Origin of the sequence: Castellaniella hirudinis, assembly GCF_047468865.1 — a bacterium.
GTDB classification, from domain to species: Bacteria; Pseudomonadota; Gammaproteobacteria; order Burkholderiales; family Burkholderiaceae_B; genus Castellaniella; species Castellaniella hirudinis_A.
In genome coordinates this window covers 44,207-67,838 of record NZ_JBLGTV010000017.1, presented here as the reverse complement: position 1 = coordinate 67,838, position 23,632 = coordinate 44,207, and the positions used below count along the sequence as shown (strand labels likewise).

The 23,632-nt window shown below is 61.0% G+C and carries 21 protein-coding genes, 1 tRNA gene and 1 pseudogene; 9 read left to right on the top strand and 14 right to left on the bottom strand.

What is annotated here, in order from left to right; all coding sequences use genetic code 11:
* Positions 1-450: 450 nt before the first annotated feature.
* From ACMHYJ_RS15480 to ACMHYJ_RS15465, 4 genes are read right to left on the bottom strand one after another with little or no spacing between them, the layout of a single operon-like run.
* Positions 451-1,956, bottom strand: coding sequence for a P-loop ATPase, Sll1717 family (locus ACMHYJ_RS15480; protein WP_414247089.1), 1,506 nt, complete (start codon positions 1,954-1,956; stop codon positions 451-453).
* Positions 1,957-2,006: 50 nt separating this feature from the next.
* Complete coding sequence (locus ACMHYJ_RS15475; RefSeq protein ID WP_414247088.1) at positions 2,007-3,248, bottom strand: type II secretion system protein GspD; 1,242 nt, start codon at positions 3,246-3,248, stop codon at positions 2,007-2,009.
* Entirely contained in the window at positions 3,249-4,124 is an 876-nt protein-coding gene (locus ACMHYJ_RS15470; protein ID WP_414247087.1) for a zonular occludens toxin domain-containing protein, read from the bottom strand.
* A gap of 30 nt (positions 4,125-4,154) precedes the next feature.
* Positions 4,155-4,829: a hypothetical protein gene (locus tag ACMHYJ_RS15465; protein ID WP_414247086.1), complete on the bottom strand. Its 675-nt coding sequence runs from the start codon at positions 4,827-4,829 to the stop codon at positions 4,155-4,157.
* Positions 4,830-4,835: 6 nt separating this feature from the next.
* Between ACMHYJ_RS15465 and ACMHYJ_RS15460 the strand changes: the two genes are divergently transcribed.
* The gene (locus ACMHYJ_RS15460; protein WP_414247085.1) at positions 4,836-5,120 is read left to right on the top strand and encodes a tyrosine-type recombinase/integrase; all 285 of its coding nucleotides are present in this window, start codon (positions 4,836-4,838) and stop codon (positions 5,118-5,120) included.
* A gap of 7 nt (positions 5,121-5,127) precedes the next feature.
* Here the strand turns inward: ACMHYJ_RS15460 and ACMHYJ_RS15455 are convergent, their stop codons facing one another.
* The 5 genes and pseudogenes from ACMHYJ_RS15455 to ACMHYJ_RS15435 all read right to left on the bottom strand — a co-directional run bounded on the left by ACMHYJ_RS15455 (position 5,128) and on the right by ACMHYJ_RS15435 (position 8,384).
* Positions 5,128-5,373, bottom strand: coding sequence for a hypothetical protein (locus ACMHYJ_RS15455; RefSeq protein WP_414247084.1), 246 nt, complete (start codon positions 5,371-5,373; stop codon positions 5,128-5,130).
* A gap of 494 nt (positions 5,374-5,867) precedes the next feature.
* Positions 5,868-6,272 (bottom strand): hypothetical protein, encoded by a 405-nt coding sequence (locus ACMHYJ_RS15450; RefSeq protein WP_414247083.1) that lies wholly within the window; start codon positions 6,270-6,272, stop codon positions 5,868-5,870.
* 50 nt (positions 6,273-6,322) lie between these two features.
* Positions 6,323-6,724 carry a PmeII family type II restriction endonuclease gene (locus tag ACMHYJ_RS15445; protein WP_414247082.1) on the bottom strand — a complete coding sequence of 134 codons (402 nt, stop codon included), beginning with the start codon at positions 6,722-6,724 and terminating at the stop codon, positions 6,323-6,325.
* Positions 6,714-7,810 (bottom strand): annotated as a pseudogene (locus ACMHYJ_RS15440) (DNA cytosine methyltransferase). The gene ACMHYJ_RS15445 and the pseudogene ACMHYJ_RS15440 overlap by 11 nt, the downstream one beginning before the upstream one ends.
* Before the next feature lie 500 nt (positions 7,811-8,310).
* A tRNA-Cys gene (locus tag ACMHYJ_RS15435) sits at positions 8,311-8,384 on the bottom strand.
* A gap of 159 nt (positions 8,385-8,543) precedes the next feature.
* Here ACMHYJ_RS15435 and ACMHYJ_RS15430 point away from each other — a divergent pair.
* A complete protein-coding gene (locus ACMHYJ_RS15430) occupies positions 8,544-9,677 on the top strand; it encodes a metallophosphoesterase (protein ID WP_414247081.1) in 1,134 nt (377 codons plus the stop codon).
* 102 nt (positions 9,678-9,779) lie between these two features.
* The gene (locus tag ACMHYJ_RS15425; RefSeq protein WP_414247080.1) at positions 9,780-10,625 is read left to right on the top strand and encodes an aldo/keto reductase; all 846 of its coding nucleotides are present in this window, start codon (positions 9,780-9,782) and stop codon (positions 10,623-10,625) included.
* 92 nt (positions 10,626-10,717) lie between these two features.
* On the opposite strand, the gene ACMHYJ_RS15420 is transcribed toward ACMHYJ_RS15425, so the two are convergent.
* Positions 10,718-12,181 carry a M20 family metallopeptidase gene (locus tag ACMHYJ_RS15420; protein ID WP_414247079.1) on the bottom strand — a complete coding sequence of 488 codons (1,464 nt, stop codon included), beginning with the start codon at positions 12,179-12,181 and terminating at the stop codon, positions 10,718-10,720.
* A 164-nt stretch (positions 12,182-12,345) separates the two neighbouring features.
* Here ACMHYJ_RS15420 and ACMHYJ_RS15415 point away from each other — a divergent pair, with 164 nt between their 5' ends.
* From ACMHYJ_RS15415 to aat, 4 genes are all read left to right on the top strand, one after another.
* Positions 12,346-12,573 (top strand): hexameric tyrosine-coordinated heme protein, encoded by a 228-nt coding sequence (locus tag ACMHYJ_RS15415; protein ID WP_414247078.1) that lies wholly within the window; start codon positions 12,346-12,348, stop codon positions 12,571-12,573.
* 39 nt (positions 12,574-12,612) lie between these two features.
* Entirely contained in the window at positions 12,613-13,242 is a 630-nt protein-coding gene (locus ACMHYJ_RS15410) for a DUF2946 family protein (protein WP_414247077.1), read from the top strand.
* A gap of 67 nt (positions 13,243-13,309) precedes the next feature.
* Entirely contained in the window at positions 13,310-13,897 is a 588-nt protein-coding gene (locus ACMHYJ_RS15405; RefSeq protein WP_414247076.1) for an NUDIX hydrolase, read from the top strand.
* Between the two features lie 39 nt (positions 13,898-13,936).
* Positions 13,937-14,719, top strand: coding sequence for a leucyl/phenylalanyl-tRNA--protein transferase (gene aat / locus ACMHYJ_RS15400; protein WP_414247093.1), 783 nt, complete (start codon positions 13,937-13,939; stop codon positions 14,717-14,719).
* Between the two features lie 29 nt (positions 14,720-14,748).
* Here the strand turns inward: aat and ACMHYJ_RS15395 are convergent, their stop codons facing one another.
* On the bottom strand, positions 14,749-15,702 hold the full coding sequence (locus ACMHYJ_RS15395) for a 2-hydroxyacid dehydrogenase (protein ID WP_414247075.1): 954 nt from the start codon (positions 15,700-15,702) through the stop codon (positions 14,749-14,751).
* 87 nt (positions 15,703-15,789) lie between these two features.
* Between ACMHYJ_RS15395 and ACMHYJ_RS15390 the strand changes: the two genes are divergently transcribed.
* Complete coding sequence (locus tag ACMHYJ_RS15390) at positions 15,790-16,551, top strand: arginyltransferase (protein ID WP_414247092.1); 762 nt, start codon at positions 15,790-15,792, stop codon at positions 16,549-16,551.
* Positions 16,552-16,675: 124 nt separating this feature from the next.
* Positions 16,676-17,731: a quinone-dependent dihydroorotate dehydrogenase gene (locus ACMHYJ_RS15385; RefSeq protein WP_414247074.1), complete on the top strand. Its 1,056-nt coding sequence runs from the start codon at positions 16,676-16,678 to the stop codon at positions 17,729-17,731.
* Between the two features lie 93 nt (positions 17,732-17,824).
* Here the strand turns inward: ACMHYJ_RS15385 and ACMHYJ_RS15380 are convergent, their stop codons facing one another.
* From ACMHYJ_RS15380 to ACMHYJ_RS15370, 3 genes are all read right to left on the bottom strand, one after another.
* Positions 17,825-20,998: an efflux RND transporter permease subunit gene (locus ACMHYJ_RS15380; RefSeq protein ID WP_414247091.1), complete on the bottom strand. Its 3,174-nt coding sequence runs from the start codon at positions 20,996-20,998 to the stop codon at positions 17,825-17,827.
* A 12-nt stretch (positions 20,999-21,010) separates the two neighbouring features.
* A complete protein-coding gene (locus tag ACMHYJ_RS15375) occupies positions 21,011-22,087 on the bottom strand; it encodes an efflux RND transporter periplasmic adaptor subunit (RefSeq protein WP_414247073.1) in 1,077 nt (358 codons plus the stop codon).
* 265 nt (positions 22,088-22,352) lie between these two features.
* The gene (locus tag ACMHYJ_RS15370; protein ID WP_414247072.1) at positions 22,353-23,588 is read right to left on the bottom strand and encodes an MFS transporter; all 1,236 of its coding nucleotides are present in this window, start codon (positions 23,586-23,588) and stop codon (positions 22,353-22,355) included.
* Positions 23,589-23,632 lie beyond the last annotated feature (44 nt).

Sequence of the window (23,632 nt, the reverse complement as noted above, 5' to 3'; positions counted from 1 at the left end):
CGTGAATTTGTAGTGGTGCAGTTTAAAACAGAACTCTTAAAAATCAATAGCTTGCGTTTTTAACTGTCGAACTCTGGTGCCCGGCACCTTGTGGGTATGCACCCCGATACGATGCGCGGCAGGCTTCAACAGCAGCCCATGCAGGCTGATAGTACGCAGGAAAAACTACCAGGTCGGGTACACACCACGCGGACACAATGCGCCCCTCAAGTGTCAACAACCGCCACCGGTTGACACCCAAACGAAAAAAGGACCTACGCCATAAACGTAAATCCTTGATTTCACTTGGAGGCGCAAGCCGGAATCGAACCGACGTACACGGATTTGCAATCAATTTAAGTGGACGTCAATAATCGACTTTGTGCATAAAAACGGTAGCTTACATAAATTAAGAGCCCCTTTAAGCGACACTAGAGGCCCTTGCTGTTGTCAGTATGTTGACAGTTCTGCTTAGCCTTCATCACTTGTTACATCAGGATCAATTTCAGATCCAAAAGGCTCCCATTGAACATTGAATGCTCTCCATAATCCTCGGTGAAGTATTATCGCCTCATTTTTTTTATAGGATGAGCTTCGGTTTCTATATTTATAACTAAGATATCTTTTTCCACTATTCTTGTGGACACGAACATTGCCTATTGCGCTGCATTCATACAAGACCCGCAATATATTATCTAGCTCAACATCCGCTACATTCCATCCAATTTCTTTTGCGGAATTCTGGAGGTCTTCATATGAAAAATCTCTTTTCCCTATTTGCTCTATTGATGACGTTATTCCCCTTATGCCATCAAGAGATACGTATCCATCTAGTTCATCATGGATTTCAGGGAGAAAGTACTTTGAGGAATATTCTCTCAGGCCATTCCTCATTTCTGAGACTTGAGTAGATTTGGATTCTGTTGATTTTTGAATATAGGATAAAATCTGCAAGTAGTCTCTTGGTGTGTGTCGCGTCATGTCAAGCATAAGTTTCAGAGAGTTTCTCCCTTCGATTCTTCTCGGTAGAAAATCTCTGACTACGTCGACATTTTTTCTTAAAGACAATTTTGCACGAAGGTTTCCAATCTTCACTAGCTGTGATCTTGCTGGAAACTTCGGATTTGAATTCCAATCCAAATCAATGGAATAATCTTGTCGGATTTTGTTTTTATTGGCTCCCCCCAAGAGCTGAAATATATCTGTTCTACATAAAACAATAATTTTTGCTGGAACAGAATTTTTCTTAAGAAACTCATTTATTCTGTGTGATTCAAAGATGAGCGCCCCAATCGAGGCGTACTGTTCGTTTGAATTAGAAAGTATATCATCCAAACCATCTATCGCCATTAGATGCGTTGATTGTGATCTTATTTTTGCAATGTATGGCCTCAGATTGTACATAAACCATCTAATGTCTATTTTTTCGGCCTCTGATTTTTGAGCCCATTTTTTTTCCGCAAACTTGGGGATGGATAATTTAAAAGAGCTTTCAGATGAGATGCGAACCATTGAGTTTAAGTCTGGGGCGGATAGTAACCCCATTTCTGCGAAAGAGGATTTAATTTGATTGTATTCCTCTGTGGAGTCAATGGATATTGATTGATCATTAAAAAATGATTTCAATAGATATGAATAAAGGATCCATGACCATGCTGTTGGTAGATTTGTCTCTAGCGCTTCGTTGTTTCTAACGATATTGGAAAATTTTACGTATTCAAAATCCTCAATATTCACAATATCCACGAACATTAAGGGATCATTCTCATGGATTAATCTCAATCTCTCTGCAATTGCAGATTTTCCAGAACCCTTGTAACCAAGCACCAACCATTCTCGCCCTTTGGCGAGCCGCTCTGATAAATCGTGTACATCAAGGTATCCTTCTGTTAGAAGAGAAGGATTCTCTCTTGCTTCAGTTTGTGCGCTCGCATACCCAAAATCAATATTTCTAAAGCCTATGGATTCATTGGTCATTTGCTAATGCTCATGTGTAGATTTGAATTATATGATTATGGTCTTGGTTGCTATTGTTGCGATACTCGCTGCACTTGAAGCACCAGCAAAATTTCACTGCTGGACTGTTCATAGCCAGTAGTATGCAGGAAGCGCGGCAAGAAACTCAAGCCGTCCCGCGTGTTGGTGTCTTTACTCTCGGTCAGGCCACCCAGCACGATCACATCGCCATCCTGCATGCCTACCTTCGTTTTCAGCTCCCGCTTGGTCAGCGTGGGCGAATTGTTCACGCCAGTTGTCGTCTTCACAAAGTTGGAAAGCTGCTGCGTGATGTCCAGGTCGATGATGCCTTCCTTCACCACTGGCCGGATGTCGAAGATGACGCCGGAACTGCGATACTCGACCGATTGTACGGCTTGGCCTGCACCTTGTGGGTACGACAGAGCGCCCAGCACAGGCACATCCTGGCCCACCGAGAAGATGCCTTGTGATCCTGACTGGATACGCAGTGCAGGCGATGACACCACCTTGAAGCGGCTGTCGCTCGACAGCATGGAATAGACGGCATCCAGGCTGGTGTTCTTGATCTGAATGAAGTTGCCCAGGTTCGTGGCCGTGGAGCCGATGCCGATGCCTACATGGCCGCCCAGCAGGTTTGCCAGCAAGCCAAAGGCCGATCCCTGCCTGTCGGTGTTGCTGACCTCATAGACCAGCCCACGCACAGCGACTTCACCAATGCGCCTGTCCACTTGCGGCAGCAGCTCACGCAGGCGTTCAATTTCTTCTTCTGCACCGGCAAACACCAGCACATCGGATGACTGGTCGATCAGCGATGCCGCCGACGAGATTGGTACGTCGCCCTTGGGGCTAGCTTCCGGCGTGGCCCTGACGCTGCGATTGGTGACGAACGATCCCTTGAACAGCGGTGCTAGCGTGCGCGACAGGTAGGACACCTCGCGGTACTGCGGCTGGTAGATGTAGATATGCTCGGCCTGGACCGGCGGTTCACCCTCGACACGCTTGCGCACAAAGTCCACGCCTGATTTGCGTTCAACCATGTAGCCCAGGCTGTCCAAGAAGTACTGCATGAACAGCGACAGCTTGCCCTGGTTGTCTTTGTACCGAAACGACACTAGCCGTTCGTCTTCCAGTACGTCCGGGGCCAGGACATAGGGCGTGGTCGTGGCTTCACGGTAGATGAGCTGCACGACTTCGGAAATGCTTGCCCCTTGCAGGTCGAGATTGATCGTCTTCGCGTGAACGGCGCCAGCAAAGGCCAGGGACAGAATAGATGCCAGGATACGCAGTTTCATTTATTGGCCTTTGGATGTAGGTTTGCTGCCGCTCCAGGCGGTGATGCGTTCGCCATCGACCTCACCGATCATGACGGCACCGCTGTTCTGGAAGTTAGAAGGATGTTCAAGCCGCATACGGCCATCGGTGGATTGGATGACGGCGTAGGCGGTCTTGCCTGCCTGCATGGTGCCGACCAGCCGCCAAGACGTGGACATGGCTTGGCGGGGTTGAGCGCGTGCTGTCGGTGCAGATGCAGGTAACGCTGAATTTGTCTTGGAATCGACGTAACCCGTTGATGTCGCTGGATTGTCTGTTTTTGGCTTGCTGCCGAAGAAGCCCATCAAGGTGTACACGCTGATGCTGAACAGGCCGATGACCAGGACGGCCAGAATCCAGAGCTTGGGGCTTTTCAGGACGTTCTGGCGATCATCGACTTGCAGCTCCTTACCCGCGCCGCCGGTGTAGCTGCTGTATAGCGGAAAAATCTGCGGGTCATACCGCTTGTTCTCGACGGCCACGCGGCCCTTTTGCGTGAGCTTGTAGCCTTCCCACATTTCGACTCGGTAGGTCTTGTGCAGGCCCAACGTCTTGATCTTGGTGGTCTTGAAGGTGACTTCCACAACGACCTTAAGGATGCGGTGCAGATCGGAAATGTCCTGCACCATCAGCACCAAGTCGCAGCACACCTTGGTATCGGGATGGACGAAGTGGCGATGCTCTCGGAAGAACACCTTGTGTTCGGCCAGCAGCTTGCAGTCCGTCCCCCAGAAGCGCCATGCCTCATCAATGCAGATGATATCGCCGGGCTGGCAGAAGGTATCGACGGTCTCGCCGTAGGGCAGAAAATCGGCTTTGCCTACATCCTCGTTCTTGCAATGCACGACGGATCCCAAGCGTTCCGGTGCGATACCAGAGGCTTTGCATCATCGTGCTTTCCCATTCACGCGCAGATCATGAATGGCCGCTTGGTACATGCCGAAGATCAGCGTTCCGCACCAACTCAAGCCAGACAGAAGGAAGAAGAACAGCGTCAGGCTTTGCAGAATGCCAATGGCGTGCCAGGCGGTACGCAGGTGACCAGCATCCCAATAGCCATCCATGCGCCCCTGAGGCCGTCTGCCGTGATAGTCGAAACCGCCATTCATGCAGGCTTCGCGCACACCTTCGACGCCGCCACATCCTCCCTCGAAGAAGTCCAGGGCAATGTCGATGCGAGACAACCGGGCATTGAGCGGCACCAGAAAGTCGTACATGGCCTGACGCCAGCCAGCCTTAGCGAAGGTGCAGCCGCTGCCATTGAGCATGATCAGATAGGTATCGCGCTGGTACACGCCGCCACCGGACACGCTGCCGACTTCTTCGCCTTCATCGTTCAAAATGCGTAGGGTGCTGTCGTAGTAGTTGCGGCCTGGGCGCAGGTCGCCCACCTGAAAGCCAGTGATCGCAGCAACTTTCTTGGCCAGGATCGCCATGACCTGGACTTCAGTGACGAACTCACCTTCATGGTGTTCGTTGCTCAGCGTCCAGAACAGGAAATTGAACAGATCGGTTCCCTTGATCGTGGTCGAGAGCCAATCCGTCGTCACAACCGCGAGCATGGCGTGATGGGCAGGGTATTCGGTTCAGCCATGCCGGCGTTTCGCGTGGCGCTGGCCCGAGCAAAGATCATCTTGCCTGCCGGACAGATGACGCATGTGCTGCGGCATACGTTCGCCAGCCACTTCATGATGAACGGCGGCAACATTCTGACCTTGCAGCGCATCCTGGGGCATTCAACCCTGACGATGACAATGCGGTATGCCCACCTTGCCCCTGATCACTTGCAGGAGGCCAGAAGGTTGAATCCGCTACGTCAGCGGACAAATCCAGCAAATAGCAGCCTGGTTTGATCGACGGTTACAGCAGTTCCCGACCGACGGGCGGAGCATCGAGCCATTCCTGTTCTTCCGGTGTTCGTGGCTGCGAGTAGTCAGATTCAGCCAGCAATTCATCCAGCGTGTAGCGTGGACGTGTTTGCGTGGGCTGCTCTGTTTCTTCGACCTCACGATTCAGGTCTTCCATCAATGCTTCCACCGTGGGAAAGCGCGTCAGGCCGCCGGCACGTGCTTCGGCAATGGCATCTTCTGTTTCTTTTCGGCCCATAACAAATTCTCCGTGGCGGTGAGTGCCGTACCTGGTACGGGACATGACGGTGTGCTGGGATTTTAGCGGCTAAAGCCCTGGCCACGCGTGCAGGCGATGGGCTGTAGCGTGTTGTATGTTGTATCGCACTACATACAACATACAACATGCAAGGGTAAGAATAATAAGAAGATTATTCTTCTTACCGCTTACCGGCCATAGCGTGCAGCCGATAGGAGCCAGCCAGGGAAAGGCGTATTGTCTGGCTGCTGGATGCCGGCCCCTCAAGTGTCAAGATCAATCATCACAGTTCCTGCTGCCGGCAGCACTGATTGATGATGAGGCGATTGTGCGCATGGCGATCTTGACACTTGAGGGGCGCAGATATGCGATGCGCGGCAGGCTTTAGCAGCAGCCCATGCAGGCTGATAGTACGCAGAAGAAGCCACCAGGTCGGACACAACCCATGTCAACACAAATGCGCCCCTCAAGTGTCAACAACCGCCACAGCCGGCCTATGCCTGGCCGCTACCCGCCATCGGTTGACACTTCGTTGACACCCAAACGAAAAAAGGACCTACGCTCAACACGTAAGTCCTTGATTTCATTTGGAGGCGCAACTCGGAATCGAACCGGGGTACACGGATTTGCAATCGTCGCCGCTCTGCGCCTTTCATGGCCATTCCATTGCAAAACAATGGCTTAAATTTTAATTTCCAGCCAATATCCTCCCAATAGACACCATTGCTGTTGACTATTGGTTGACTCCGTCGGAAGCGCATGTGTGCGCCAAATAAAACACTATTCGATTTCTTGCCCCACAATAGTGCGCTGGCGCTTGATTGGGCGACGCTCTGGTTGTGCGGCGGCATCATCTTCTTGACGACCTGTTCCTTGAGTTCCTGGCTGTAGGTGGACATGAATTCATTCCGATCGCTCCCTCAATTTCTTTTTTCAGAGAACCGGACATCTATTGTGACCGAGGGGGGCTTTGAGCATTGAAAACATTCACACCGGATTTTATTGCGATGCCTTTTATGATGTCATCTGACTCTATGGAAATATCAATTCCTTCGCCATGAGATGTGGTGACGCGATCAGACGGGTTTGCTTTTTCCGCAACCCATTTTGCCAATGGCTCAAAAAACTCATTTCCAAATAGCGTTTCATCGGAACTGGAAACGTGGGCCCTGAGCAATTCCTCGACAATTTCAGCAGCATCGACAGTGCCAGTAGCGCGATAGAGATACGGATTTTTCCTTTTCAAGGTTCTGTCAAGTTGCAAGCCTTGCAATGACTCGATCCTTTTCTGGTAAAAATTCGACAGCAGTTCTGAAATTTTTATTTCAAGGTCATCGGAATCAATCGTCATGAGATTCTTCTCTAATTATTTTGTTTCCTGCAATAGCATAGCGCAGATGAACAGATGTACCTCTGTGTCTGCGGACTTTCACTTCCGAGTCCCCTTGAGCCACAGATATAAGCATTTGTCCTATTGCTTTCCCCAATCCAATCGGTACTGCATTTCCGATTTGTTTGTAGCAGTCAGCCACTTTTCCCGTAATAATCCATGAATCCGGGAACTGCTGAATTCTAGCGTACTCTCTGACGGATAGAGGGCGATAATGTATTGGATGCCCTAATAGAGTTGCTTTTTGCGTTGGGCTTGTGACCAACGTGGGGGATGGCTGTGAAAACGAAAGCCTCCTGAAAAAGCCGACTTTCCCACCACCTGATTCAAAAGCACCTCCCATGGCAACTTTTTGATCAGCAGGCGTCAGAGATCGCCAATTGCCACCTTCAGGAATTTTCTTCAAAAAATCAATGGTTTTTTGAGAGAATTTCGCTCCTGGCCCAGGATTTTCCATTAAATCAGAAATTGCTGAACCAAGGGTTCTCCATCTCATGTTGGGGTCTTGGTGAAGATGAAAGTGTGTTGGGGATGGAATGAAGATCGGTTCATTATCGCGGCTGCCGATAATAATCAGCCTTTCTCTAAATTGGGGCACCCCATAATGCACCGCATCCAGCAAACCATACACGACGTGATAACCTAAATCCGTAAGCCTCTTGAGTATTATTTCCAAAAGCATGGGCTTGGATTTGTCATCCTTATTGCTATGCATAGAAAGCAACCCCTTTACGTTCTCCATGACAAAGAATCGTGGCCTTAGGTTTTCTACCACCTGAGCAAACTGTTCAAAAAGCCCCCCCTTTCATCTTCAACACCAAGACGTTTTCCCGCAGTAGAGTACGCTTGGCAAGGAGGGCCGCCCACAACCGCAAATAAATCCTTTTTTGCCACCTTGCCCGCTTGCAATAAGAATTTGCATGATGGGTCATTCTCGATGAGTTCTTTAATATCACCTTCTACTACAGCATGCCCATTTGCCCGAATGGTTTCAGCGCACCATTTATCCATATCCTGTGAGATGCACACATTGACCCCTGCCGCCATGAGGCCGAGATCCAGGCCCATAGCGCCAGAAAAAAGAGAAATAGTTGGATACTGAGGGCTACCATGAATGGTGACTATATTGCTTTTCATGCTTTCTACTCAAAATGGCTGCCTTGTGGCAAGCTTGACGTCGATTGTACTGTCTGATAGTCCTTGCGAAGGAAAACCAGCAAGTAAAGTAGAGACATATTCGTTTAGCACGGGTAGTCGCTGCTGCATTGGCCTAGCCACATCACTTCGCCATCCATTTGCGCAGCAAACGTTTCTTCAAGGCTCCGCACTCGCTGGGGCTGTTGGTATGCCCCACAGTCGGGGGCTTGCGATGCACGGCAACGCTTCAACAGCAGTCCATGCAGGCGGATAGTACGCAGGAGCAGCCACCAGATCGGGGACACCCCATGCCGACACACAGCCTGGCCGTACCCGCCATCGGTTGCCATTTTATTGACACCAAAACGAAAAAAGGACCTACGCCAGAAACGTAAGCCCTTGATTTCATTTGGAGGCGCAAGCCGGAATCGAACCGACGTATACGGATTTGCAGTCCGCTGCATCACCACTCTGCCATTGCGCCAATGATGCGCTGGAAAACCCAGCCAAGTCCGGCATTATACGATATTTTTGCTATCGCATCTCAAACGCCTCGCGGCGCGCCCCCGGCCAGGGAGACCCAAATGCTTTAAGATGGCCGCCTACGATAAAAACCTCTGTTTCTGCAAGCCAGGATTAACCCATGGGTACTTTTCTCCCCCTGATCACCGGCGCCATCTGGCTGTACATCGCCTGGCGCTTCGTCTGGCCGCTGCCCGCCAGTCCGGCCACCCGGACGGCCCTGGCCCTGGTGTTATTGCTGGCGGCCGAATATCACCAGATCATCCTCCGGTTCTTCGGCACCCTGGCCTCGCCCGAGCTGCCCCAATGGGTATTGATCATCCTGGCCTGGGCCTTCGGGGTCGTCCTGCTGCTGGCCCTGTTGCTGCTGCTGCGGGATATCGCGGGCCTGCTGACCTGGCTGCCCGCCCACGCGCTCGGGCGGGCCATCCTGCAAGGACGCGCCCTGGGGCTGGCCATTGGCGGCCTGGCGCTTGTGCTGGCCGCCATCGGCGTCTGGCAAGCCGTCAAGGTGCCCCACATCAAAACCATTGCCGTCAAAATCCCCAACCTGCCCGCCGCCTTCGACGGCTACCGCATCGTGCAGTTGACCGACACCCACGCCAGCCGCCTCCTGTCGGAATCCTGGCAAGCCGCCGTGGTGGCACGCGCCAACCAGTTGAACCCGGATCTGATCGTCATCACCGGCGACCTGGCCGACGGCACCCCGGAAGAACGCGCCCGGGACGTGCAGCCATTCTCCCGGCTGCGGGCGCGCGACGGCGTGCTGGCCATCCCCGGCAACCACGAATACTATGCCGACTACATCGGCTGGATGCCCGCCTACCGGGCCTTGGGCCTGACCATGCTGGAAAACAGCCACGTGCTGATCCAGCGGGACGGCCAGGCCCTGGCGGTGGCGGGCGTGACGGACCGCCAGGCCACCGCGTTCGGGCTGCCCGGGCCCGACCTGCCCGCCGCCCTGGCGGGCATCCCCGCCGGCACGCCCACCATCCTGCTGGATCATCGGCCCGGCGGCGCCCCGAAAAACGCCACGCACGGCGTCGCCTTGCAGTTATCGGGCCATACCCACGGCGGGCAAATCCTGGGGCTGCACCTGCTGACCCAAATGGCCAATGACGGTTTTGTCTCCGGCCTGTATACCGTCGGCCCCATGACGCTGTACGTCAGCAACGGCACGGGGCTCTGGAGCGGCTTGGCCATCCGCCTGGGGCGGCCATCGGAAATCACCCAGATCGTGCTGCGGCCCGAATAAGGTCTATTGCCTTCCAGGCATCCCGCGCCGGGGCGCCCGCGGTATATTGCACGAGGCGCCTGGCCAGCGGCCCGGCCAATCTTCACCGCAGGGAGTCTCACGATGAAAACACGTATTTTCGGCACGACGGGCCGCACGGTCGCCGTCCTGGGGCAAGGCAGCTGGTATATCGAGGACGCCGATCCCCGCCAGGCCGTCGCCGCCTTCCAGGCGGGCCTGGATGCCGGGATGAACCACATCGACAGCGCCGAAATGTACGGCTCGGGCGCGGCGGAAGCCCTCGTGGGCCAAGCCATCCGGGGCCGCCGTGACGACGTTTTCCTGGTCTCCAAGGTTCTGCCATCCAACGCATCGTATCGCGGCGCCATCGCCGCCTGCGAACGCTCGCTGAAAGCCCTGGGCACGGATCACCTGGATACCTACCTGCTGCACTGGCGCGGCGCAGTGCCTCTGGAAGAAACCTTTCGCGCCTTCGACACCCTGCAGGCCGCAGGCAAGATCCGCGCCTACGGGGTCAGCAATTTCGACGTGGACGACCTGCAAGAAGCCTGGGACATCCTGGGCCCCGGAAAACTGGCCTGCAACCAGGTGCTGTACCACCTGCGGGAACGCGCCATCGAACACGCCGTGATCCCCTGGTGCCAGGCGCACGGGGTGGCCGTGGTGGCCTACAGCCCTTTCGGGCACAATGATTTCCCGGACGCCCAAAGCGCCGCCGGACAGGTTCTGCATGCGGTGGCCGAGGCCCGCCAAGCCACGCCGCGCCAGATCGCCCTGGCTTTCCTGACCCGCGAAGACGGCCTGTTCACCATCCCTAAATCAGCATCGGTCGCGCACACCCAAGCCAACGCCGCCGCCGGACGGATCACGCTGGATCCGGCCGACATCCAGCGGCTGGATCGCGCTTTCCCGCGCGGCCCCAAGCCCGGCTACCTGCCCATGATCTGATCCGGCCCGGGGCCGGCAGGCCCGCCATGCGCCTCGCGGCCCCGCCCGAGGCGCGGCCGGCGCCGCATCGCGGCGACATCAAACCGGCAACGTCACGCCGGCATCCCGGCCACGGACTGCGCCACGGCGGCAGTCAGGCGCTTGGCATAGGGCACGTGCAGGAATTCGTTGGGCCCGTGGGCATTGGATTTCGGCCCCAGCACGCCGCACACCATGAACTGCGCCTGCGGAAACCCCTGCAGCAGCAGATTCATCAATGGAATCGTGCCCCCCTGGCCGATGTAGCCGCACGGGGCGTCGAAATACTGCCGCGACGCCGCGTCCAGCGCGGCCTGCAGCCAGGGGGCGGATTCGGGCGCATTCCAGCCGCTGGCCACGCCGGGATCCGGCTGAAACACCACGCGGGCCTGGTACGGCGCGTCTTGTTCCAGCAGGGCCTTGAGCGTTTGCGCCGCCGCGACGGCATCCACCAGCGGCGGCAGCCGCAGCGAAAGCTTGAATGCCGAGCGGGGCCGCAGCACATTGCCCGCGCTGGCCAGGGGCGGCAGGCCCTCGGCCCCGGTGACCGACAGGGCGGGCCGCCAGGTGCGGTTGAGCATGGCCTGCTGAGGGTCGCGCGTCATGGGCAGGACAAAGCCGTTATCCGCCCCGCAGGCCCAGGGAAAACGTTTCCAGACCTCGTCACCCAGGATGCGGGCGGCTTCGCGGGCCTGCGCCTGACGCGGCAGGGGGATATCGCAATAAAAGGATTCCGGCAGCACCCGGCCCGTGCCGCTGTCTTCCAGGCGATCCAGCAAGTGCCGCAAAATCCGAAAACTGGAGGGCACCACCCCGCTGGAATCCCCCGAATGCACGCCTTCGTCCAGCACCTGGACTTCCAGCGTCCCCGTGACCAGGCCGCGCAGCGAATTGGTCATCCACAGCTGGTCGTAATTGCCCGCCCCCGAATCCAGGCATACTACCAGGGCCACCCGCCCCAGCCGGTCGCGCAGGCTGTCGATATAAGGCAGCAGGTCGTAGCTGCCGGATTCTTCGCAGGTTTCGATCAGCCCCACGCAGCGCGGGCGCGGCACGCCCTGGCGATCCAGCGCTTCGATGGCGGTGAGCGAGGCGTACACAGCATAGCCATCGTCAGCCCCGCCGCGGCCATACAGCTTGCCCTCCTGCATGACCGGCTGCCACGGCCCCAGGCCGGCCCGCCAGCCGGAAAACTCGGGCTGCTTGTCCAGGTGACCGTACATCAAGACCGCCTGGCCGTCATCCCGGCGCGTGGCGGGGGCCTCGAAGTACAGAACCGGCGTGCGGCCCGGCAGGCGCAGGATCTCGACCTTCAGCCCGGCGACCGGACGGCTTTCCAGCCACTGGGCGGCATCGCGCACCACGCGGTCGATGTGGCCGTTCTTGGCCCAGTCCGGGTCGAAGGCCGGGCTCTTGGCGGGAATCGAAATATAGCGCCGCAACGCGGGGACAATTTCGGCGTCCCATTGTTCGTCGACGAAATCCCGCAGCCGTTGAGGGTCGAGGCCGACGGGCGGGGTGGATGAAGGCATGTCCATGGCGAAATCCTTGGCGGCCGGCAGGGCCGGCCCGATGAAAACACAAGCGTCCATTCTACGCCGCCCACGTTGGGAATATCCCCACGCGACTGCGGCCCCCGGGTGCAAAACGCCCTGTTTCATGCCATGCTTGCACGACCCCAACCCTCAAGGAGGATCACATCATGGCAGACACCTGGCTGACCACCCTGATTACCGCCACCCCCCAGGAAGGCTACGAACTGGCCATCAAACTGTCGCGCATGGGCGTCAAATACACCCAGCCCTCGGCCGAGGTTCGCGACAAGCTGCGGCCAGTCTATGGCGAAGACGCCAACGCCCTGATCGCCTCGTCCCAAGTGGTGGCCCTCAACTTCCAGACCGTCGCCGCCGCCAACCACTACTGGAAATAACATGCGGTTTCCCTGTCCTTCCCATCCCGCCTGTACCCGATGCCCCAGGTAGACGCTTTAGTCCGGGCCGCCATGAGTCGCTGGCCTCAAGTGCCGGCGGCCTATGGCTGGCTGTCGCTGTCGCGCCGCGGCCAATGGCTGTTGCACCCGCGCGGCCAGGGCTGGGGCGTCCCCGGCACCGAGCCCGGCGAACCCATCACCAACGCGCAAATCACCAGCTTCATCGGGCGCAACTACCTTGCCGACGCCCACGGCCGGTGGTTTTTCCAGAACGGCCCGCAACGGGTATTCGTGGGCCTGGACGGCGCGCCCTGGGTTCTGCATACCCGGCCCGGGCTCGATGGTCGGCCGCAGCTGGCCACCCATAACGGCTTGGCCTACGCTTCGCCCACGCACTGGTGGATCAGTCCCGACGGGCTGCTGTATGTCCAATCCCCCCAGGGGGCCGGCCTGATCCGGGATCGTGACCTGGCCCAGGTCATCGAGCACCTGCGCCTGGCGGACGGCCAGCCACTGGCCGATTACCTAGACGCACAACCCGCCCGGCGGTCCACCGTCACCGTCCGCTTCGGGCCGGATCCGGCCGTCCCCCTGGCCTGGCTGGACGGCACGACGCCCGATCGCGCGCTGGGCTTCGTCCGCCATCCCCGGCCCGACGCCCCGGCCTGATGCGCGCCACCGTCCGATAGCGTCCGGCCCGGCCCCATTTGGCACACCAGTGCTTTAAAATCGCAGGATGAACCAGCCCGCCCCCAATTTCTACCACCCGGCGCCCCGCAGCCAACAGTTCTGTTCGCAGTGCGGCCATCCGCTCACACGCGAGACCCCCCCGGACGACAACCGCATCCGCGACCTCTGCACGCATTGCGGGGCGGTGCATTACCAGAACCCACGCAACGTGGTGGGGGTGGTGCCCATCCTGGGCAACCAGGTTCTGCTGTGCCGCCGCGCCATCGAGCCCCGCTACGGCAAGTGGACCTTGCCAGCCGGGTTCATGGAACTCGGCGAAACCACCGAACAAGGCGCCCTGCGCGAAAACCAGGAAGAATCCGGCGCCCGCATCCAGGTGCAGTCCCTGTATACGGTGGTCGATGTGCCTTCGGTCAACCAGGTGCACTTGTATTACCTGGCCCAGGTGCTGGGGCCGGAGCTCGACCCGGGCCCCGAAACCCTGGAGGCGCGGTTTTTCGACCTCGACCGCATCCCCTGGAACGAGCTGGCATTCCGCACCGTCAGCACCACATTGCAACATTATGTAAAAGATTGCCAACAGGGCCTGTTCACCACCCGGCACTACGCCATCGACATCCGGTTCCCGGACTGAGCCGGCAGGCGAACGCCCATGCCGACCGACCAGCCCGCCCTGACGATCCCCTGGCTCGACCCGGACAGCGCACTGCCCGACGCCAGCCAGGCCCTGCCGGGCGGCCTGCTGGCCGCCGGCCTGGACTTATCCCCCAGGCGCCTGCGAGAAGCCTACGGCAAGGGGGCCTTTCCCTGGTACAGCCCCGGCGAGCCCGTCCTGTGGTGGAGCCCGGATCCCCGGATGGTGCTGCAGTGCAACGACTTTCACATCAGCCGGTCACTGGCCAAGCGCATGCGGCAATTCCGCCACAGCGTTACCCTCAACCAGGCTTTCCCCCAGGTCATCGCCCACTGCGCCCGCCGGGGGACACCCCGGCTGCCGGTCGGGGCGGCCCGCACCGGCCAGGCCTGGCAAGCCCCCGGCCCCGCCGAAGGGCGGGACGCCACCTGGATCACGCCCGACATTGCGGCAGCCTACACCGCCTGGCACCGGCAGGGGCGCGTGCACAGCGTGGAGACCTGGATCGACGGGCGGCTGGCGGGCGGCTTGTACGGCGTCAGCCTGGGGCAGTGTTTTTTCGGCGAATCCATGTTCAGCCTGGCTGCCGACACCAGCAAGGTCGCCCTGGCGTTCCTGGTGCGCTACCTGCAGGCGCACGGCGTGCCCTGGATCGACTGCCAGCAGGAAACCCCCCACTTGGCCAGCCTGGGGGCCAGACCCATCCCCCGGGCGCGTTTCCTGGCCCTGCTGGCCGCCGGGCGCGACGCGCCCGCTCCGCCCTGGGGGGCGGGGCGTCTGGGCCTCGACGGACAGTGCCAGGCCATCGACCCGCCCGTGTGATCGCCACCCGCCGGGCCGGCCTGCGGCGATCACACGGGCGTCAAGAGCCGCCCGGTTTCCTGCCAGGCCACCAGATTATCCACCACCAGCCGGGACATTTTGTCCACTGTTTCACGCGTGCCGCTGGCGGCGTGCGGCATCAGCACCACCCGGTCGATCCCGGCCAGCGCGGCGGGCACCTCGGGCTCGTGTTCGAAGACATCCAGGCCCGCGCCTCCCAGCGCGCCAGATTGCAGCAAGGCGACCAGCGCGGCTTCATCGACCACAGACCCCCGGGCGATATTCACCAGAACCCCTTGAGGGCCCAAGGCCCGCAGAACATCGGCATCCACCAGATGACGCGTCCCGGCGCCCCCCGGGCAGGCCACGACCAGAAAATCGGCCCATTGCGCCAAATCCACCAACGCATCCGCATAGCCCCAGGCGGGATCCACCCCCGCCACCGGGCGCCGATTGTGATAGCGCAGCGACAGGCCGAACCCCTGGGCCCGCCGGGCAATCGCCTGGCCGATGCGGCCCAGGCCCAGCACCCCCAGACGCTTGCCCCAAACCTGGGTCGTCAGGGGAAACTTGCCCTGCGTCGCCCACTGCCCGGCGCGGACATAGCGATCGCCCGCCGGAATCTGCCGGGCCGCCGCCAGCAGCAGCCCCCAGGCCATGTCCGCCACACATTCACTGAGCACATCCGGGGTGTTGCTGACGGCAATCCCCCGCGCCCGCGCGGCATCCAGCGGCAAGGCATCGCAACCCACCCCCCAGCTGCATATCGCCTGCAGGCGCGGCAACCGCGCCACGGCCCGGGGGCTCAGGCCCACCCGGGCGGAGGTGACCACCAGGCGGATATCGGCGGCCTGTTGCAGCCACCGGCCATCGGCCCCGCCGTCCCGATAGACCGGGATGACGGGCCAGCGCGCCGCCAACCGGGCGTCGCAGTCCGCCCCCAGGGAGACCAGTTGCGCCAACGCCCCATCCGTTTGTTCCATGCGATGCTCCGATTTTTCATCCAATCCATGTTGTACGACAACTAAGCACCAAGCGTCCACTGGTTTTCCGCCACACGCGGTGTCACAATAAACCACATGAGCAAACCCAGCGAATCCGTATTCCAACGTCTGCAGTTCTACACCACCGCGGCCTACCCCTGCAGCTACCTGCCGGGCCGGATGGCGCGCTCCGAAGTCGCAACCCCAGCCTATCTGGTCGACGACGCGGCCTATTCCCGCCTGATCGAGCAGGGCTTCCGGCGCAGCGGCCTGTTCACCTACCGGCCTGCCTGCGGCGACTGCCAAGCCTGCATCCCCCTGCGGGTCGACACCCAGCGCTTCCGGCGGGATCGCACCCAGCGCAAACTGTGGCAACGCATGCAGGCCACCCTGTCGGTCAAGATCAACATCCTGCACTGGGACGCCCAGCATTTCCAGCTGTACCAGCGCTACCAGCAGCAACGCCACCCAGGGGCTGGGATGGATCAGGACGACCAGGCCCAATACACCCAGTTCCTGCTGACCAGCCGGGTGCGCACCGAAATGGCCGAATTCCACGACCCGGACGGTGTCTTGCGCATGGTGGCCATCATGGATCGCATCGACCATGGCATCTCGGCGGTGTATACCTTCTACGACCCCGACTGGCAAGGCAGCCTGGGCACTTACGGGATTCTGTGGCAGCTGGACTACTGCCGCCGCTTGGGGCTGCCTTGGCTGTATTTGGGCTACTGGATCGCCGAAAGCCGTAAAATGGCTTATAAATCCAGGTTCCAGCCCCACCAGATATTAAAAAACGGCACTTGGATGGACGCCGGCCCGACCCCGCCCGCCCAACCGCAACGCTAGTGTCGTGTTTGATTCATTCGCCCCTTTTTTCGACGCCCGGACTCGCCCCGCCGCGCAGCCGGCCGCCGCGCCACTCGCCGGCGGCGGCCCCACCCGCCGACTCCGTTTTTGACCACGACCGCCTATGTCTCTACTATTCAAAGCCTATCCGCTGGCCCGCCGCGCCTTGTTCTCGATGGACGCCGAACAGGCGCACGACTGGACGCTGAAAGCCCTGCAGCACAATCACCACTGCCGCGTCACCCGGCTGCTGACCAGCAGCCACCAGCCCACCCTGCCCGTCACACTGATGGGCCTGCCGCTGCGCAACCCGGTGGGCCTGGCCGCCGGCCTGGACAAAAACGGGGCCTATATCGACGCCCTGGCTGCCCTGGGCTTCGGCTTTATCGAAGTCGGCACCGTCACCCCCCGCGCCCAGCCGGGCAACCCCAAGCCCCGGATGTTCCGCCTGCCCCGCGCGCGCTGCCTGATCAACCGCATGGGCTTCAACAACGACGGCCTGGACGCCTTCGTGGCCAACGTGCAGCGCAGCCAGTGGCGGCGCCAGGGCGGCATCCTGGGGCTGAACATCGGCAAGAACGCCGCCACCCCCATCGAACACGCGGTGGACGACTACCTGCGCTGCCTGGACGGCGTCTATCCGCACGCCGACTACATCACGGTCAACATTTCGTCGCCCAACACCAAAAACCTGCGCAGCCTGCAAAGCCACGACGCGCTGGACGCGCTGCTGGCCGCCCTGCAGGCCCGCCGCCTGGCGCTGGCCGACCAGCACGGCAAGCGCATCCCGCTGGCCGTGAAAATCGCCCCCGATCTCAGCCCCGATGAAATCGACGCGGTGGCCGATCTCATCCCCCGCCACGGCATCGACGGCATCATCGCCACCAACACCACGCTGTCGCGCGACGCCGTGCGCGGCCTGCCCTACGACGACGAAGCCGGCGGGCTGTCCGGCCCCCCGGTGCATGCGCTGTCCCTGGCGGTCATCCAGCGGCTGCGGCGGCGGCTGGGCCGCGACACCGCCATCATCGGCGTGGGCGGCATAGAATCCGGCAGCCAGGCCCTGGAAAAAATCCAGGCCGGGGCCGATGCCGTACAGCTGTACACCGGGCTGATCTACCAAGGGCCCGGGCTGATCCGCGATTGCGTGCGGGCCCTGGACGGGGCCGCCGCCGCTTGACGGATCGGGCACACCCGGCGCGCAGACGGATCGGCTCACCCCATTGAACGATTGAGCAATCCAATCAGGCGGCTGTCCCGCCCTCGGGGCCGGTCAGTCCGCCGACCCGGGCAGGGGTTTGCGCCGACGCCGCACCCGCAGCCGGCGTGCCTGCTTCAACGCCCGGCCCCGCACATACGCGTGGTGCATCCGATCCAGGTACAAATACACCACCGGGGTGGTATACAGCGTCAGCACCTGCGACACGATCAAGCCCCCCACCATGGTATAGCCCAGGGGCTGGCGCAGCTCGGATCCCGCGCCCGATCCCAGCATCAGGGGCAGCCCGGCAAACAAGGCGCACAGCGTCGTCATCAAAATAGGCCGAAACCGCAGCAGGCAGGCCTGGTAAATGGCCTCGCGCGGGCTCAGGCCCTGTTCGCGCTCGGCGACGATGGCAAAGTCGATCAGCAAGATCCCGTTTTTCTTCACGATCCCGATCAGCAGCAAAATGCCGATCAGGGCGATGACGCTGAAATCCATGCCGCTGACCATCAGGATCAGCAAGGCCCCCACCCCGGCGGCGGGCAGCGTGGACAGGATCGTCAAGGGGTGGATATAGCTTTCGTACAACAGGCCCAGGACGATGTACACCGCCACCAGGGCGGCCAGAATCAGGTACGGCTGGGACGCCAGGGATTCCTGGAACGCCTGTGCCGTGCCCTGGAACGCCCCCTGCACCGAAATCGGCACGCCCATGTCGGCCTGCGCCCGCTGGATGGCGTCCACCGCCTGCCCCAGCGAATAGCCTTCGCGCAAGTTAAAGGAGATCGTCACCGCCGGGAACTGCCCCTGGTGGTTGATCGACAGATAGCCGGTGCCCGACGTATCCACCCGCACCAGGCTGTCCAGCGGCACCTGCTGGCCCGTTAGCGGCGACGTGATATACAGATGGGAAAACACATCGGGGTCGCGCTGCCATTCGGGGGTGATTTCCAGCACCATGTTATAGCTGTTGATCTGGGTATAGAACTGCGCCACCTGGCGCTGGCCCAAGGCGTTGTAGATCGTGCTGTCGATCAGCGCCGGGCTGATGCCGAACATCGCCGCGCGCGCCCGGTCGATGGTGACGACCGCCGTATTGGCGCGATTCTGCTGGTCGGTGGCCAGGTCGGTCAGGGGCGCCAGATCGGCGAAGCGTTCCAGCAGCCGGGGCGCCCAGGTGTTCAGTTCGTCCAGGCTGGCGCTGGTCAGCGTGTACTGATATTGGGTGCGCGACAGGCGCCCGCCCACATTGATGTCCTGGCCCGCCTGCAAGAACAGCCGTACCCCCGGCACCTGAGCCAGCTTGGGATTCAGACGGCGGATCACCGCGTCTGCAGAGGCCTTGCGCCCCTGGCTGCGCGGAACCAGACTGATGAAGAACCGCCCGGTATTGAAAGTGGGCGCGTTGCTGGTCATGCCAAAAGCCATGACGTCCGGGTCCTGCCGCAAGACATCGGCCAACGCCATCATGCGGCCGTTCATGGCCTCGAACGAACTGTCCTGGGCGGATTCGGCCAAGCCGAAAATGGCCCCCGTATCCTGCTGCGGGAAAAAGCCCTTGGGGATGGCGACCAGCAGCGCCACCGATGCGGCCAGCGTCGCCAGAAAGACACACAGGGTGGCCAGGTGATGCGTCAGCACGACATCCAGACTGCGTCGATAGGCCCCCAGCAGGGCCTCGAAGCCGCGCTCGAAGCGCTGCGACAGCCGCCCGCGCGGGGCATGCTGCAGATCCCGCAGGTAGCGCGAGCACAGCATGGGGGTCAGCGTCAGGGTAACGAGCACCGAGATCAGGATGGTCATCACCACGGTCACGGCAAACTCACGAAACAGCCGCCCCACGATGCCGCCCATCAGCAGCAGGGGGATGAACACCGCCACCAGCGACACCGAGATCGAGACAATGGTAAAGCCGATTTCACGCGCGCCCCGCAAGGCGGCCTCCATGGGCCGCATACCTTCTTCGATGTGGCGCCAGATGTTTTCCAGCATCACCACGGCATCGTCCACGATGAAGCCCACGGAAATCGTCAAGGCCATCAAGGACAGATTGTCCAAGCTGTAGCCCGCCAGGTACATCAGGGCGAATGTGCCCATCAGGGCCAGCGGCACCGTCACACTGGCGATCAGGGTGCCGGCCGTATTGCGCAGAAACAGGAAGATCACCAGGATCACCAGGGCAATCGACAGCAGCAGCGTGAATTCCACCTCGTGCACGGACGCCTTGATGTTTTGCGTCCGGTCGATCAGCGTGCTGACCTGGATGCTGGCCGGCATCGACGCCATCAGCGCGGGCAACGCGGCTCGGATACGGGCCACGGTGTCGATCACATTGGCCCCGGGCTGCTTGGTCACCCCCACCACCAGGGATCGGCCATCCAGCACGGCGTCGCCCGGCCCCGCCCCCTGGCCGGCGAACGCCCAGGCGGCCTGCTTGGCGTCTTCCGGCCCCGGCACGGCCTGGCCGATGTCGCGCACCCGCACTGGCGCCCCCTGGCGCCAAGCGATGATGGCATCGTTCCACTGCGCGACGCTGTCCAGTTGATCGTTGGTGTACACCGTGAAGCTTTGCCGCGCCCCGTCCACCGTGCCTTTGGGCTGGCTGACCGTGGTGGTGGCGATCACCCCCCGGATGGATTCCAGATCCAGCCCCAGGGCCGCGATCTTGCGCGGATCCACCTGAATGCGGATGGCCGGCTTCTGCTGGCCGAAAATATTCACCTGGCCCACGCCCTCCACGCGGGAGAGCTGCTGGGCCAGGATATTGTCGGCATAGTCATTGACCACCGTGATCGGCAGGACATCCGACTGCACCGACAGGATCAGAATGGAAAAATCCGCCGGATTCACCTTGCGGAACGTCGGCGGGCTGGGCATGGACGCGGGCAGTTGCCGGGTAGCTGCAACAATCGCCGTCTGCACGTCCAGCGCAGCGCCATCAATATTGCGATCCAGATCGAACTGCAAGGTGATGCGCGACGAGCCCAGCGCGTTTTCCGAACTCATCTGCACCAGGCCGGGGATGGTGGAAAATTCGCGCTCCAGCGGCTGGGCCACACTGGTGGCCATGGTTTCCGGGTTGCCGCCGGGCAGCTTGGCCGTGACCTGGATGGTGGGAAAATCCACCTGCGGCAAGGGGGCCACCGGCAGCAGGGGAAACAGCGCCAGGCCCAGCAGGAAAATCGCCACCGCCAGCAAGGTGGTGCCAATGGGCCGCAGGATGAAGGGCGTGGAAATATTCACCATGAACGCCCGTCAGGAAGCCGGCGATGCGGCGCGGCCCGCCGCAGCCTGATCCGCCTCGGCACCCTGAACGGCGGCCGGCGGCACGGCGGGCGGGGCATCGGCCGGCGCTTCGGCGTCCCGTATCTCGGCCACCAACGCGCCGGGCTTCAGCCGGTACTGCCCATCGACCACCACGCGGTCGCCCGCCGCCACGCCCTGGCTGATCAGGCTGCGGCCATCCTGGGACAAGGCCACCCGCACCGGCTGCAGGCGCACCCGGTCATCGGCCCCCACCACATACACGAACAGGCCATCGGCCCCGCGCTGCACGGCGGCGTCGGGCACCACCAGCGCCCCGGCGTGTTCACCCAGAATCAGGCGGACATCCACCGTCTGCCCCGGCCACAAGGCCAGGTCGGGGTTGTCCAGCCGCGCCTTCAGGCGCAGCGTGGCGCTGCTGTCGTCGATCTGGTTATCCACCAGCACCAGCGCGCCCTGGCCCAGCAGACGAGGCTGGCCCTGGGCCCGAACCTGAACGGGAATCTCCGCGGCGGACGGCGTCGCCAGCGCCGCGCGCACCTGATCGTAAGCGGTATCCGGCACGGTAAAACTGACCGCCACCGGATCCACCTGATTGATGACCACCAGGCCCTGCGCATCCGCTGCGCGCACCTGGTTGCCGACATCGACCAGCAAGGCCCCGGTGCGGCCGGTCAGCGGCGCCGTGATGCGGGCGTCGTCCACCTGCACCTGGGCGGCCTGCACCTGGGCCTGATCGGCCTGCACTGTGGCTTGCAGAACCGCCACCTGAGCCTGTTGGGCATCCAGAACCTGGCGTTCGATGGCCCCATGACGCGCCAGTTCGGTATAGCGCTTCAGATCCTGACGCGCGTTGTCCAGTTGCACCTGGCTGCGGCGCTGCTGGGCGATGGCCTGGGCCAACTGCGCCTGCGGGGCGCGGTCGTCCAGCTGCGCCAGCAACTGCCCCTGCTGGACGACATCGCCTTCCTGGAAGCCCACGGCCAGCAGCTGGCCGTCCCCGCGCGAGCGCACCGTGACGGTTTGCCAGGGCTGCACGACGCCGATGCCGGATAAGCGGATAGGCACGTCCAAGGCCTGGACCAGCCTGGTGTGCACCCGCACGGATTGACTGGCCTCCGGAGCAGAGGGGGCGGCCGCCGGGCGGCTAAGCCACCAGACGGCCAACAGCAACAGCACAAAAACAGGCAAGCCAACAGATAGCAAAATACGGCGCGTGGAAGACATAAGACCGGAGCATTTCCAGAGGGCTACGCGAACGCGCAGGGTTCCCGGCAAGTATACGGGGAAATCCAGGGTGAACAGGCCCTGGCCAACCCAGGAAAGGCGCGCCTCAGTTGCGCTGGCCGCCGGACGGCGAGGCTGCCGGGTCCAGGGGGAACGGGTCGCGCCGCGGCGACAGCGCCCACACCGCAAACACCAGCAGCGCCAGGCATATCCCGATGCTCAGGATGTTCGTCCCCGCCCAGCCCGGCCAGGACAGCAGAAAAGCCGGGGCGAACGCGCCCAGCGTCGCCATCATCGAAACGCCCAGATCATTCAGGCCCTGAATCTGGACGGCGGAACCCGGCATGCGCTCCAACCCCTGCGCCAACAAGGCGCTGCCGCCCACGTAGGTGAAATTCCAGCCCAGCCCCAGGATGACCAACGAGGCGACCAGGATCGCATAATCCTGCGTGACCAGATTGATGAGGCCGCTCAGGAGCAGCAGCACGATGCCGCCGAACACGATGACCCGCAGCCCAAGCGCCTGCACCAGGACACCCGTGAAGAACGACGGCGCGAACATGGCCAGCACATGCCACTGAATGGCGGCGCTGACATCGGAAAAATGCACCTGCATGCCCGCCATGAACATGGACGACTGGATCATCAGCAGATTCATCAGGCCATAGCCCGCCGCCGCCACCAGGATGGCCAGGGCGACCGTCTTGTTTTTCAGCGCCAAACGCCAGCCGCCGCCCCGCCCCGCCGATCCCTGGGCGGCGCGCCGCCGGACGGGGGCGGCCTTGATGGACAGATGCAGCACCAGGGAGACCAGCGCCAGGCCCACGAATGCGGCATAGCAGGCGGCAAACGCCGGCAGCGCCCCGAAGTCCTTCAGGCCGGCGGTCAGCAGCGGCCCGGTGATGGCCGCCAGCACGCCGCCGGCCACCACCAGTGAAATCGCGCGCGGCTTCAGGGACGCGGCCACATTGTCGGTGGCGGCAAAGCGGTTGAAATTGGCGAACGCGATATAGACCCCAAGCAGGACATGCGCGACCACCAGCAACAGGAACACCCGCATTTCAACCGCCAGATAGCCCGCAACCCCCGACCCCGCCAAAGGGACAGTCGCCCACAAGAATGATTTTTTCCTGCCGATGATCGTCATCAGCCGGGCCGCCGGATAGGTCGCCAGCATGACGGACAGGAACTGAAAGCCGTAAGGCACCGTGGACATCCAGGGTTCCGGCGCCAGGACTTCGCCCACCAGGGCCGCCATGGTCACCGACATGACCGCCGCCGTCAAATTGACCGACTGCGCCAGAAAATAAATATAAGTTTCAAAAGGTAAACGTTCTTTCATCTTGAAGTCCACTGAATTCCACTTGCCGCTTGCCACTCGTTGGT

What these genes read in the sequence shown, in the direction of transcription:
- ACMHYJ_RS15465 (WP_414247086.1), bottom strand. Translation starts at nt 4,829, where the DNA reads ATGCTCGCGGTTGTGACGACGGATTGGCTCTCGACCACGATCAAGGGA.
- ACMHYJ_RS15415 (WP_414247078.1), top strand. Translation starts at nt 12,346, where the DNA reads ATGGCAGACACCTGGCTGACCACCCTGATTACCGCCACCCCCCAGGAA.
- ACMHYJ_RS15410 (WP_414247077.1), top strand. Translation starts at nt 12,613, where the DNA reads ATGCCCCAGGTAGACGCTTTAGTCCGGGCCGCCATGAGTCGCTGGCCT.
- ACMHYJ_RS15425 (WP_414247080.1), top strand. Translation starts at nt 9,780, where the DNA reads ATGAAAACACGTATTTTCGGCACGACGGGCCGCACGGTCGCCGTCCTG.
- ACMHYJ_RS15445 (WP_414247082.1), bottom strand. Translation starts at nt 6,724, where the DNA reads ATGACGATTGATTCCGATGACCTTGAAATAAAAATTTCAGAACTGCTG.
- ACMHYJ_RS15420 (WP_414247079.1), bottom strand. Translation starts at nt 12,181, where the DNA reads ATGGACATGCCTTCATCCACCCCGCCCGTCGGCCTCGACCCTCAACGG.
- ACMHYJ_RS15460 (WP_414247085.1), top strand. Translation starts at nt 4,836, where the DNA reads ATGGGCAGGGTATTCGGTTCAGCCATGCCGGCGTTTCGCGTGGCGCTG.
- ACMHYJ_RS15450 (WP_414247083.1), bottom strand. Translation starts at nt 6,272, where the DNA reads ATGTCCACCTACAGCCAGGAACTCAAGGAACAGGTCGTCAAGAAGATG.
- ACMHYJ_RS15480 (WP_414247089.1), bottom strand. Translation starts at nt 1,956, where the DNA reads ATGACCAATGAATCCATAGGCTTTAGAAATATTGATTTTGGGTATGCG.
- ACMHYJ_RS15370 (WP_414247072.1), bottom strand. Translation starts at nt 23,588, where the DNA reads ATGAAAGAACGTTTACCTTTTGAAACTTATATTTATTTTCTGGCGCAG.
- ACMHYJ_RS15395 (WP_414247075.1), bottom strand. Translation starts at nt 15,702, where the DNA reads ATGGAACAAACGGATGGGGCGTTGGCGCAACTGGTCTCCCTGGGGGCG.
- ACMHYJ_RS15405 (WP_414247076.1), top strand. Translation starts at nt 13,310, where the DNA reads ATGAACCAGCCCGCCCCCAATTTCTACCACCCGGCGCCCCGCAGCCAA.
- ACMHYJ_RS15455 (WP_414247084.1), bottom strand. Translation starts at nt 5,373, where the DNA reads ATGGGCCGAAAAGAAACAGAAGATGCCATTGCCGAAGCACGTGCCGGC.
- ACMHYJ_RS15475 (WP_414247088.1), bottom strand. Translation starts at nt 3,248, where the DNA reads ATGAAACTGCGTATCCTGGCATCTATTCTGTCCCTGGCCTTTGCTGGC.
- ACMHYJ_RS15430 (WP_414247081.1), top strand. Translation starts at nt 8,544, where the DNA reads ATGGGTACTTTTCTCCCCCTGATCACCGGCGCCATCTGGCTGTACATC.
- ACMHYJ_RS15385 (WP_414247074.1), top strand. Translation starts at nt 16,676, where the DNA reads ATGTCTCTACTATTCAAAGCCTATCCGCTGGCCCGCCGCGCCTTGTTC.